The sequence below is a fragment of the Agrobacterium sp. genome, assembly GCF_032092815.1.
Lineage (GTDB): Bacteria > Pseudomonadota > Alphaproteobacteria > Rhizobiales > Rhizobiaceae > Agrobacterium.
On sequence record NZ_DAMDBP010000011.1, the window covers coordinates 19,910 to 31,162 of the forward strand.

General features: G+C 55.0%; 10 protein-coding genes and 1 pseudogene. 6 read left to right on the plus strand and 5 right to left on the minus strand.

The genetic code is table 11. The features are described 5' to 3' along the window. Nucleotides 1–125: 125 nt before the first annotated feature. Together RT613_RS08660 and RT613_RS08665 are read right to left on the minus strand one after the other, a co-directional pair. Nucleotides 126–323: pseudogene (locus tag RT613_RS08660) on the minus strand (cupin domain-containing protein); the annotation flags it as partial. A 21-nt stretch (nucleotides 324–344) separates the two neighbouring features. Continuing rightward, the gene (locus tag RT613_RS08665; protein ID WP_313614595.1) at nucleotides 345–515 is read right to left on the minus strand and encodes a hypothetical protein; all 171 of its coding nucleotides are present in this window, start codon (nucleotides 513–515) and stop codon (nucleotides 345–347) included. Between the two features lie 225 nt (nucleotides 516–740). Between RT613_RS08665 and RT613_RS08670 the strand changes: the two genes are divergently transcribed. From RT613_RS08670 to RT613_RS23855, 3 genes are all read left to right on the plus strand, one after another. Continuing rightward, on the plus strand, nucleotides 741–1,205 hold the full coding sequence (locus tag RT613_RS08670) for a MarR family winged helix-turn-helix transcriptional regulator (RefSeq protein WP_313614596.1): 465 nt from the start codon (nucleotides 741–743) through the stop codon (nucleotides 1,203–1,205). Beyond that, nucleotides 1,192–2,337 (plus strand): FUSC family protein, encoded by a 1,146-nt coding sequence (locus RT613_RS08675; protein WP_313614597.1) that lies wholly within the window; start codon nucleotides 1,192–1,194, stop codon nucleotides 2,335–2,337. The genes RT613_RS08670 and RT613_RS08675 overlap by 14 nt, the downstream gene beginning before the upstream one ends. A gap of 475 nt (nucleotides 2,338–2,812) precedes the next feature. Beyond that, nucleotides 2,813–3,634: a cell wall hydrolase gene (locus RT613_RS23855; RefSeq protein ID WP_409558789.1), complete on the plus strand. Its 822-nt coding sequence runs from the start codon at nucleotides 2,813–2,815 to the stop codon at nucleotides 3,632–3,634. 79 nt (nucleotides 3,635–3,713) lie between these two features. Here the strand turns inward: RT613_RS23855 and RT613_RS08685 are convergent, their stop codons facing one another. Beyond that, on the minus strand, nucleotides 3,714–4,598 hold the full coding sequence (locus RT613_RS08685; protein WP_313614599.1) for an AraC family transcriptional regulator: 885 nt from the start codon (nucleotides 4,596–4,598) through the stop codon (nucleotides 3,714–3,716). 217 nt (nucleotides 4,599–4,815) lie between these two features. Here RT613_RS08685 and RT613_RS08690 point away from each other — a divergent pair, with 217 nt between their 5' ends. After that, nucleotides 4,816–6,981, plus strand: a complete 2,166-nt coding sequence (locus RT613_RS08690) for a TonB-dependent siderophore receptor (RefSeq protein WP_313614600.1) — start codon at nucleotides 4,816–4,818, stop codon at nucleotides 6,979–6,981. 5 nt (nucleotides 6,982–6,986) lie between these two features. Continuing rightward, nucleotides 6,987–8,609, plus strand: coding sequence for an enterochelin esterase (fes, locus tag RT613_RS08695; RefSeq protein ID WP_313614602.1), 1,623 nt, complete (start codon nucleotides 6,987–6,989; stop codon nucleotides 8,607–8,609). 52 nt (nucleotides 8,610–8,661) lie between these two features. On the opposite strand, the gene RT613_RS08700 is transcribed toward fes, so the two are convergent. Next, nucleotides 8,662–9,321: a DUF2161 family putative PD-(D/E)XK-type phosphodiesterase gene (locus RT613_RS08700; protein WP_313614603.1), complete on the minus strand. Its 660-nt coding sequence runs from the start codon at nucleotides 9,319–9,321 to the stop codon at nucleotides 8,662–8,664. A gap of 106 nt (nucleotides 9,322–9,427) precedes the next feature. Continuing rightward, complete coding sequence (locus tag RT613_RS08705) at nucleotides 9,428–10,057, minus strand: hypothetical protein (RefSeq protein ID WP_313614605.1); 630 nt, start codon at nucleotides 10,055–10,057, stop codon at nucleotides 9,428–9,430. 408 nt (nucleotides 10,058–10,465) lie between these two features. Here RT613_RS08705 and rfbF point away from each other — a divergent pair, with 408 nt between their 5' ends. After that, nucleotides 10,466–11,239 (plus strand): glucose-1-phosphate cytidylyltransferase, encoded by a 774-nt coding sequence (rfbF, locus tag RT613_RS08710; protein ID WP_313614607.1) that lies wholly within the window; start codon nucleotides 10,466–10,468, stop codon nucleotides 11,237–11,239. Nucleotides 11,240–11,253: the final 14 nt, after the last annotated feature.

The following is an 11,253-nucleotide window of genomic DNA, read 5'->3' on the forward strand; positions in this document are numbered from 1 at the left end:
ACAAAAAAGAGATGAAGACACGCGAAGCTGACCAGCCTGCGATGAACCGAAAGAGAACCGGTTCACGCTGGGCATAACCACATCAGGTGAAATTGGTTCCCGCGATGCAACCGCGAAAGCGGTTTTCACTCAAGGTCGGTCTGGATCCAGCGCGGTGAATGGTGAATGTCGATTGTCTGCAATCGCCCCGGCCCAAGATTGATAAACCGATGCGGAATGCCGGCGGGTCCCAAAACCGCTTCGCCAGCTTCTGCTTCAATCACCTGATCTCCGACGAAGAACCGGGCGCGACCCGCTATGATAACGAAGGTCTCATCATAGGGATGAACGTGAAGGTGTGGACCTCACCCCGGCTTATCATTGCCATAGGCGAGAACAGTTGTCCGTGAGCCCAACATTTCCCCCGGTAGCGAGCCTCGCCACGGACCATCCGTTTCGGGATCAAAGAGTGTGCCTTTGGCCGGTGGCCGACCATCCGGTTTGACTGTCTCGGGATCAAAATCCTTGCGTGCCATTACACTGGTCCTCCACACCCAGTGCCATCCTAGGGGCAATTTTGCCAACAACGAAATGAGTTGGTCGATGCAATGGAACGCCGGGCAGACAGGTGAGATTTCCCGAAGCGGGCCGAGTGCGGCCAAGCTGCATTCCTCCAGGGCCTTTTTCAGCTGCATTCGTCAGAGCTAACTCGCCATAAAAATAATTTGAATTGCAATCTAATTTATATTATCGATTGAGGCATGACAGATAGACAAATGCAGAGAGCCCAACTGGGCACCCGGTTTTCCATTGTCGCCCGGCGGTGGCGTCGATCGCTGGACGCCGGTCTGGCGGAATCCGGGCTGACCGATGCGACATGGATGCCGCTCGTGCATCTCGAGGCCTGTGGCGGCGGCGTGACCCAGAAACAGCTGGCCAAACATGTTGGCATCGAGGGAGCCAGCCTGGTGCGTCTCCTCGATATTCTGGAGCGGCAAGGCCTGGTTGAACGGCGCTTGGACGAGAGTGACGGGCGGGCGCGCCGCATCCATCTGACGCCGCAGGGTGAGGTGCAGTTGCAAAAAGTTCGGTCCAGCCTGCGCCAGACGGAAAATGAGTTGTTGCAGGACCTCACCGACATCGAGATCGCCACTCTGGCCGATAGCCTGCGAAAAATCGACGATCGTCTGAAACTGTTACACGGGATTGACGATGAAACGCTGTGATGAGACCGCAACCGACCGCATTTCCCACTGGGGTGCCGCCAAGAGAATGTTGGCGGCTCACCATATTCCCGACAGTCTGCGCATAGATATCAATGCGTTTCCCTGGCTTGGCCTTGTGGTGGGCATGCAGGCGGCCATTGCCGCCGTCGTTGCGATCATTGTGACATTGCTGTCCCCCTGGCCAGAAATGACCGGTTACACGGTGCTGGGAACGATGATTGCACTGTTCGGGCGGTTTTCCGTTGGCCGTGCCCGTTTGAAGGTGCTTGTCCAGTGTGCACTGTGCCAATTGTCCGGTGTGGTGATCATGTCGCTCGCCGGTTATGCGCTGGCCTTTGAGGGGCAGTTGCTGGTTCTGGCGCTGTTGTGCGGCTTGTTTTTCGTCGCGACGGTGAGTTGCCGTTTTGGTCCGCCCGGCGCGCTGATCTTCGTGTTTGCCGCTGGCGCTTCGCTTGGCCCAACTGACATCTGGCAGACTGCGGTTGATCGCGGCCTGGCAGTCTGTGCCGGTGCTGTCCTTTCCCTTGTCTTGTGTGTTGCAAGTGATGTGCTGGCGCAGAAAGCCATCAAATCCATGCCCGCTGTGCCTGTCATGCACCAGCCGTCCCGCCGCTCTCTGTTGATTGCCGCCTGCCGGATAGCCCTCACGGCTTTTGTCGCCTCCTGGGCAACACATTGGGCCGGTGCGGCTCACCCCGCCTGGGCCGCTCTTGGCGTTGTGGCCGTAATGCAGGGTATTCATCTGCATCTCACCATCTACCGGGCCGTGCAACGTATGGCCGGCACGCTGGCAGGCGCGTTGATCGTCTGGGGGCTGCTGCATCAGCAGCCATCTTTCTGGGTGGTTGTGCTGCTGCTTGCCATCGCGCAGGTTGCCGCCGAGCTTGTGATTGGGCTGAACTATGCCCTGACACAGATATTTGTGACCGTCATGGCTCTGCTGACGACCTATTTCCTGTCGGGAGGTCGTGCGGGCACCGAAATCGCCGCAGAACGCATTCTGGACACGATGGTCGGGGCGACCATCGCGCTGGTTTTTGCGCTGATTTTTTCAACGCTTGATGAACGAACACATATTGAGCAACGCGCCAAACAGCGCCAATCGCTGCTCTTGAAGAGTTCAGTGCCCTGATTCCAAGTGGAAGGGAGAATTTGTCGTCAGCGATTTTACCAACGCCTGATCTTGTCACAAAATTTTTGCAACTGGAGGGCCATATCCGTGCTGCGGTCGGAGCCCGCACGGTTCTCCATCCTAACCGATTGAAATAAAATGCCGTTCTGTCTGGCTGTGGCGCATCGATGACCGGAATTAAATTCCCAGGATTGCTCGAAAGTGAAATGCCATTGATAAATTTTTATCCATCCGGTATGTAGTTTCCACCGCGCGTATATTCTGAAAAATTTTGGCTGACACGATGATCAAGATACCAGCGGCTGTTTATAGAGCAGCTTTATGTCTTTCGGCAGGAATGCTGCTCTCCGCATGCACAAGCGCTCAAAATGTGTCTTCGGTGGACGCCAAACATCAACCGGCCAAATTGCCCGTTGAGTCTCAGAAAGCCGTATACAGCTACACGAACAAAGATCGCGAATGCCTGAAGCGCGCGATGTATTTCGAATCCAGGCGAACAAGCGAAAACGGATTTATCGCTGTTGGCAGCGTGATCATGAACCGGCTGACATCAGGCATTTATCCCGAAACGATCTGCGGTGTGGTTTCTCAGAAGAATCAGTTCGCACCTGGTGTGATGACCCGCAAGATGGATGAGGCAACCGCGCCTGATCTCAACAATGCCGCAGACGCCGTTCTCAAGGGCGCGCGCCACCCTGACGTCAAGAATGCGATGTTCTTCCACACGGAAGGCTACAGCTTCCCATACAATAACATGCATTATGTCGCGGCAGCCGGTGGCAATGTTTTCTATGAAAAACGTGACGAGAACGGCAATCTGCAGACCGCTGCACCCAAGCCGGCCAACAGCTACATTCTCGCCTATTCTTCCAACGATCCAGAGCTGAACCCTGCTCTGTCGTCGACGATCATCGCGGAAGCTGCGAGTGCCGCCGCTGGCGAAACACAGGTGGCCAGTGCCGCGCCTGAAGCCGCACCCGCCATTCCACAGGTTGCTGCCGAGCCAGTCCAGATCGCTGCCGCACCAGCAAACCCGGCTGCCAATCCGGTTATCACGGAAGAAATCGTGAGATCGGGTATGGACGAGACCTTTGCAACCGCCCATGCGGTGCCGCAGAACTCTTCCTATAATTCTGCCGGTCTGCAGCAGGTCAGTCTGCAAAGTGGAGCGCGCATTCCCTTGCCGGCGATGCGTCCAAACGGCCAAAGCCAACCCGCAGCTGCCAGTCGAGTGGCTGACAAGACACCGAGCCTTAGCCAGCAAAACTGGAATTTGCGCACAAGCAGCTGGCAGTAAGCCAACTGTTGATTTCAGCTAATGCTGTGTTGGATATCGAGCGGTCAATCCGCTCGCATTTCCCACGGCAAAGCCATGATCAGGCGCGGTGATATTTCGGCGCCGATCCGAAGGCGCGTTTATAGGCATTCGTGAAATTTGACGGGTCCGAATAACCGGCGATGTAGGCGGCCTGCGCAATCGTTGACCCCTCTCGTTCCAGCGCTTCCCGGGCTTTTTCCAACCGTTTGGAGCGGATGAACTGAAAGACGGTTTGTCCGAAATGTTCGCGAAAATGGCGCTGCACAGAGCTGACACTGGCACCGGTCTCGCGGGCAATTTCAGTGATGCTCAATGGCAGGTCCAAATTCTCCAGCAGGAAATCCCTGACCTTCTGGCTTTGGCGCCAGGCTGATAGCGTGGGATGCGACACCTCATCGCTGTTTTGTTCCACAAGTGCAGAGCATGCCAGGCACATCAGCTCCAGCGCCTTTGCCTTGCGAAACAGTGTCTTCAACTCACCGCTATAGGCCGGTGGTGGATCGGCAATTTCACTTGCGAGCTGGATGGCGTGACGTGATGGCACCCAGAGAAAATGGTTGATATGGCCGGAGATAAAATCTGCCAGTTCGGGTGAGCGCTCGACATCTTCGGCATTCAGATCTTCCACCCAGCTGACCGGTGCCGAGATCATCACCTTGCGCAGATATTGCGTCGGTTTTTCCGTGTGGCGCAGGATGGCTTTGTGCACCCGGTTCATTACCAGTGCCTTTGGTCGACTGTCCCTGCCCTCGCCTGCCGAGAGATGGAAATAGACATCGTCGATGTAAAATTGCTGCTCGCCTTCCAGATAAACGAACAGCTGGAATTTTGGCGAAAGCTCGATGGCTGGGCGACCGACATGATGGTTGCCGACGCCATCCAGAACGCTGACGTCGAGATGACCGATCAACGGGTCAAATTTCGGCAAGTTTGGTGACGTCATTTCCCCGCTCCTTCTCAAGCGCCATTGAACCGGGCCATCAAAAGCCCCGCCGTTTGCGCACAGGTCTTTGCCGTTTTGGGCCAATTGCCCGCTGTCGACTTTACCAGACCGTTAATCATATACATGACTTCGATAGTCAAGTTTGCTTTGGCCCGCTTTTGCGTGGAAAGAGCGATGGAACGCATGAGTAGGGACAATGATGATGGGTTCGGTTTCCATGAAGGGGTTTTCTTGGTCGGTCAGGGCCGCTGCCAAGCCACACGCAGTTATGGTGGCAGCGCTATTGGCATCCACCGGTGTTGCATTGGCGCAGGAGGCAACGGAGGATGCAGCGCAACTGGGAACAATCACTGTCCAGACGGATGTCGAAACAGGCAATGGCCCCGTCGTTGGTTATGTCGCCAAGCGGAGCACTGCAGGCACCAAAACCGATACGCCGCTGAACAAAACACCCCAATCCGTCAGTGTGGTGCCAGCCCAGCAGATCGAAGATCAGGATGCGAAATCTGTGGCGCAGGCGCTGCGTTATTCTGCCGGCATTTCGACCGAATATCGCGGCTCATCCAATTTGCATGACGAAATGTTCGTGCGCGGTTTTTCCTATGTTCCACGCTTCGTGAATGGCCTGCTCTATGGTGATAACTCGCTCGGACAGATCGATCCCTATCTGCTTGAGCGTGTCGAACTGCTGCGTGGCCCCTCTTCCATTCTTTATGGACAGGCAAATCCTGGTGGTATCGTCAATCTGGTGACCAAACGCCCAGTTGAAGAGACGTTGCGGGAGGTCGAGGTTGGGATCGGAACGAACCAGCGGGCTTGGCTCGGTTTTGACTTTTCGGATGCCGTGCCCGGCAATGATGATCTGCGTTATCGCATCGTGGGCACAGCGTCGCGTGCTGACACGGAAGAAAACTATCTCAAGACCGAACGTTTCAGCATTGCGCCGTCTCTGACCTGGTCGCCGGATGAACAGACATCGTTGACGGTGGAAGCGCTTTACCAAAACGACCCCGAGGCGGGGTACCGCAACTTCATGGATGCCGAGGGTACGATCTATCCAACGTCTTTTGGTTATGTGCCGACCGACTTCCTTGTCAGTGATCCGGATTATCAGAAATCGACCCGTACACAGGCTTATATCGGTTACTCGTTCGAGCACGAGTTTGAAAACAACGTCACAATTCGTCAGAACGCCCGGTATGGCATGATTGACCAGACCTACAATACTCTGGTCTGGGGTTCGCTTTCGACCGATGATAAGACGATCACGCGGTCTGCCAGCGATCAAACGCAGTTGCAGCATCAGTTTGTGATCGACAACCAGGTTCAGGCGGTTGTTGACACCGGTCCGTTGCAGCACACTCTTCTGGCTGGTTTGGATTATCGCTACACGACGACGGACAATCTGGTTGGTCGCGGTTCGGCGAATTCGATTGATTGGACCAACCCAACCTATGGCAACGTCTCTGTTACCGGTTACTCCATATCGACAGATGCCACGACAAAAGCATCGCAGCTTGGGCTTTATCTTCAGGACCAGATCGAGGTCGGCCGACTGAATGTCATGGGAGGGCTTCGTTATGATTGGGCCGATACCAAGATTGATGATCATAAAGCCACCAATGCGGATGCGGCATTCGATGATCGGGCTCTGACCTGGCGGTTGGGCGCAATTTACGACATCGGTTGGGGCATCTCACCCTATGCGAGCTACACGACCTCCTTTGAGCCGGTCACGCAGGCCCCTGCTACAGGTCAGGCTGCTTTTGACCCGACGACGGCGCAGCAGTTCGAGATTGGTTTGAAATATGCGCCGGAGGGTGCCAACTGGTACGTCACCGCATCCTATTATGATCTCACCCAGCAAAACGTCCTGACCCGCGAACTCCCGACCGACCCCTATCGGCAGATTGGCGAGATCGCCAGCAAGGGTGTCGAGCTGGAAGCCCATGCCGAGATATCTGATAATCTGTCGCTCGTAGCCAGTTACAGCCATATCAATCAGGAAATCACCGAAACGCTGGTGTCCTCCGAGCTCGGCATGTCTCCAACACGTGTGCCGATTGATCAGGCGTCTCTCTGGGCGAAATATGAGTTCCTTGATGGCCCGCTGGCCGGCCTTGGTCTCGGTGGGGGCGTGCGTTACCTTGGTAATAGCTGGGGCAATTCCACGAACACATTCAAGGTGGATTCTGCAACACTGTTCGACGCGTCGATCTCCTATGATTTCTCGCTGAAGTCCCCTGAACTGGAAGGTTTGAAGTTGCAGGTTAACGCGACCAATCTGGCCGATGAAAAATATGTCGCTTCATGTGCCAGTGCCTATGCCTGCTTTTATGGATCGGGCCGTAGCGTGACGGCATCCCTGAAATATAGCTGGTGATTTCCATGAGACGACAAATAACCGCTTTCGCATTGGGACTGGCCGTTATGGCCGGTTCCTTTGGTTCCGGAATGGCGGGAAACGAGGACATCGTGAAGCTTGTAACCGGCGAAGAACGGGGCGGCGAAATCGCGAGGATTGATGACAGCAGACTGTTCGATCCGCAGGCCGGTCGTGCTGACTATCTCCGCGGCGTGCTGAAAAGCGAAAGCGGCAGCTTCGATCTTAATCTGGTGACCAAAGATGGCACGCATTTGCGCAGGATCGTTGAGAATGCGAGTGGCGAGACAGATTTCCATCTGGTTCCGACAGAAGACGGTGCATTGTTGAAGCTGACAGCCAGAACGGATGACGCCCACTACAGGCTGTCACTCAATTGGCAGGTTAAGCCTGACCAGCAGAAACGCAGTGATATCGAGTTTCTCAGCCCACGGATGAAGGCTTTGGCCGGGGATATCGCGGCGGGTATCTCGACAGATGCGTTCTGGGCGACTGTCCGCAACGAGGGCACTCCGCTTTTGGAACGACAAGCGGATGGCTCGTATATCGTCACGTTTCTGTGGCGCGGAGCGGAAAAGAACGTGCGCCTGTTTGGTGCGCCTTCCGGCAACCACGAAAACCTCGATCGGATCGGAACATCCGATGTCTGGTACAAGAGTTTCACAGTGCCGGCGCAGACACGCATTTCCTACCAACTGGCGCCCGATGTTCCTGACGTGCCTGGAACGGCCCGCGAACGGCGCGTGGCAATTCTATCAACTGCGCAGGAAGACCCGTTTAACAGCAAGAGCTGGCCATCAAATGGGCCTGATCGCTACAACAGGGACTCGATCCTTGAGCTGCCGGACGCGCCGGCCGAGCCATATCTCGCCGATCATGGCGACCCAAAAGGCAGCCTTCAAAAATTCATGCTGGCGAGCCAAAAGCTTGGCAACACACGCGAAATCACCATCTATCGCCCGGCTGACCTCAATGTTGCTGACCGAAATGTCAATCTCATCTTCCTGTTTGACGCCAAGCAGATGCTGAATGAGATACCGATGCCCGTCATTCTGGACAACATGATTGCCTCGGGTGCGATCGGTCCGACGGTGGCTGTTTTTATTGCCAATCCGGGGGCTGCTGCGCGGGCGAGCGAATTGCCAGCCAATCCCAAATTCGCCGACTTCATGGCCAGTGAGCTTTTGCCGCGCGTGCTTGCGGAAACCGGTCTGAAACACGATCCGAAACGAACAGCACTTGGTGGTGCGAGTTACGGCGGTCTGGCTTCAACGACCGTTGCGCTCCGTCACCCGGAATTATTCGGCAATGTGTTGTCCATGTCCGGTTCGTATTGGTGGTCACCGCAGGGCACACCGCCGGATCGGCAGGAATATGTTGCAGGTCTGGTTGCTTCCAAACCTGTTCCCGATATGCGCTTTTTCCTGAGCGCAGGTCTGTTCGAGGCGGACGCGAGCAAAGGGGTCGGCAGCATTCTCGATACGAACCGCCACCTGCGGGACGTGTTGCTTGCCAGAAATACGCATGTTTTTTACCGAGAATATGCGGGTGGACATGACTGGCTGATCTGGCGTTCAATCATCGTTGATGGCTTGATTGCCCTGTTCGGTCAACCCAAGGGAAATTGACCGCAATAAATCACTTCAAGATTATCAGTTGGATGGCGCACCCCTGCGCCATTCAGACGACGTTGCCTTGAGGCCAGCGCACCAGCGCCTCGTGCCCGGCCACGGTCAAACCATACACACCTCTGTCCAGTCGTTCGAACCAGCCATAAACGTTGGATTGCAAAATCTTGCCGGCGTCAGGCGCCAGAAGTCGGACATCGCGCACACGCAAGGGACCGTTGCTGAGCGCCATTGCGCAGCCAAGTGCCTGCTGGCGATAGGCCGTCATCAGGGGTGTGCGGTTTGTGCCGCCGAGAACCGGATCGCCTTTGCGCCGCTGATGTTCTCGCGTCAGCCTGGAGCGCCGTTTGGTGTTCTTTCGCGGCATTGGCGAGACCGAACTGACGATGACATTCACATCACCATTGTCCGATACCCCAAGCATGCCGATGCCCAATCGTCGGCAAAGATCGCGAAAGCGTTTGTCTGTTTCACGCCCCTTGCCTCGGGACGACATCTTGGCTGCGATCCATACCTCGTCCGATATGGAGGCCCGGTCGATCGCCTGCAGGATCAATTCGAGATTGAATGACAGTTTAAGCTCGCAGACGACAACAACCGGTGGGTCTTCATCATTGAGGCCAACGAGGTCACAACCACCCACCTCTCCTTTCACCACGTAACCTGCCTTTTCAAGAAAGGCTTTGACGGGTTGATAGAGCGACGTTTCCATAAATTTTTCTCTGCGCGGGAATCACCTTTAGACCATACATGGAAAGTCGTCGTCAGCGATATCGAAGCGCGATGGTCATCGCGCACCATTAAGTTGATGGTATTTGTTACCTGAGAAATCCATCAACATCGAACTCGGCCCAGCCGCGCAGTTCGGTCACTGGTTCATCAGAACCCTGAGTCTGTTTTTTCTTGTCTTTTTGAGATTTTTTTAGCGCGCGCGTCAGCTTCGCCTGATAGGCGGCACGCTGCCTTTTTTCCGCTTTGGCTTCGGCATCTTCCACTCGCCATTGGTCAACCGCACCCCGATCAAGAAGGTCCTCGACCACTTTCGGGTCGAAGACGTGAAAGGTGATGCGCCGGGCGCGACCATTCAGCCTGACGGTCCGCGTGCCAATGCTTTGCAGACGTCCGTCCGCCAGCCAACGGTGCCGTTCAGTCGTCTTGATGTCCAAAATATCCTGTATTTCGCGGGGAATGACAGGAAGAGTTTCTGCATCCTCAATTGCCTTGGAGATGACAGCAACTGCCGAGTTGAAAATGGTCTTGTCGCGGGCGGGCATTGCCAGCGTCAGTTCGCGACCGTCAAGCTCCAGCAGCTTCTTGAACGTCGCTGGCAACCTCGCTTTTATTTCCTGCAATATGCCCTTTGTTCGTACCGCTGAGCCAAAAGTGGCAGTGGTCGACAAGGTCCAGGTTCTGATCAGTTCGATATCGCTGTTTGCATTTTTTGCCATGGTGCCAAGATGGGATCGACAATCCCCAAGGTCAATAATGCGGTTGTGGTCCTGATAGGCGTGCGGGGCTGATTTTGTCTCGCTGTCCTCTCCCTTGGGCGAGCATTTCCATGCCTGGAAATTCAACCATTGCCAAAATGGCGTGCCTATAACCTTCGTCACAGACAGCACGCAAAACCTTGTGTTTTACTGATGTTTGTCGTGGCGCTGCTCTGGTGTCGTCATGATAATTTTAAAGCATCGACGATGTTCTCGAAAATTTAATGGAAAGTAAAAAATGCTTGATGGATTTTCTAAATTGTGTTTTTCTTGGTTTATTAAGGAAAATCTAAAGCATTTAAGCATTGGTTTCGTGTATTGAAGTGAAAGCCATTCGCGGGTTTCACAGTTTTGGTGGCGCGTTTTACTATGAAAGCTGTAATTTTGGCGGGGGGTCTTGGAACAAGACTTTCTGAAGAGACGTCTATTGTGCCGAAACCTTTGGTTGAGATTGGCGGACAGCCCATTCTCTGGCACATCATGAAGATATACGCCGCTCATGGCGTGAAAGACTTCATCGTGTGCTGTGGCTATAAGGGCCACCTGATCAAGAAGTTTTTTGAAGATCTGCGTTTGCGCGGATCCAGCGTCACTTTCGATCTCGCGACATCGCAAGCCACCTATCTTGATCCACCTTGCGAAGACTGGCGTGTCACGCTGGCCGACACAGGTGCCGAGACCATGACCGGTGGCAGGCTCGCTCGCATCCGGCATCTCGTGGGCAATGAACCGTTTTTCATGACCTATGGCGATGGCGTCGGAGACATCGATCTGACGGCCTTGTTGAAGTTTCACAAGGGTCATGGGCGAAGCGCCACTGTCACAGCTGTACAGCCGGTCGGCCGTTTTGGTGCGATGTATCTGGAGGGGGAAGATCCGCGCGTCCAGACCTTCAACGAAAAACCCGAAAACAGCGGAACATGGATCAGCGGGGGGTTCTTTGTCCTCAATCCGTCGGTGCTCGGGCTGATCGAAGGCGACGAGGTGATGTGGGAGCGCGGTCCTATGGATGAACTGGCCAAGCAGGGGGAGCTTATGGCCTATCGTCACCGTGGGTTCTGGCACCCGATGGATACGTTGCGCGACAAGACGGTGCTGAACGAAATGTGGGCATCGAGCGCTGCCGAATGGAAAGTCTGGTAGCCGCTGGCTGAGGA

Coding starts and splice junctions, on each gene's coding strand:
- RT613_RS08665 (WP_313614595.1), bottom strand. CDS start 515: ATGGCACGCAAGGATTTTGATCCCGAGACAGTCAAACCGGATGGTCGG.
- RT613_RS08670 (WP_313614596.1), top strand. CDS start 741: ATGACAGATAGACAAATGCAGAGAGCCCAACTGGGCACCCGGTTTTCC.
- RT613_RS08675 (WP_313614597.1), top strand. CDS start 1,192: ATGAAACGCTGTGATGAGACCGCAACCGACCGCATTTCCCACTGGGGT.
- RT613_RS23855 (WP_409558789.1), top strand. CDS start 2,813: ATGTATTTCGAATCCAGGCGAACAAGCGAAAACGGATTTATCGCTGTT.
- RT613_RS08685 (WP_313614599.1), bottom strand. CDS start 4,598: ATGACGTCACCAAACTTGCCGAAATTTGACCCGTTGATCGGTCATCTC.
- RT613_RS08690 (WP_313614600.1), top strand. CDS start 4,816: ATGAAGGGGTTTTCTTGGTCGGTCAGGGCCGCTGCCAAGCCACACGCA.
- fes (WP_313614602.1), top strand. CDS start 6,987: ATGAGACGACAAATAACCGCTTTCGCATTGGGACTGGCCGTTATGGCC.
- RT613_RS08700 (WP_313614603.1), bottom strand. CDS start 9,321: ATGGAAACGTCGCTCTATCAACCCGTCAAAGCCTTTCTTGAAAAGGCA.
- RT613_RS08705 (WP_313614605.1), bottom strand. CDS start 10,057: ATGGCAAAAAATGCAAACAGCGATATCGAACTGATCAGAACCTGGACC.
- rfbF (WP_313614607.1), top strand. CDS start 10,466: ATGAAAGCTGTAATTTTGGCGGGGGGTCTTGGAACAAGACTTTCTGAA.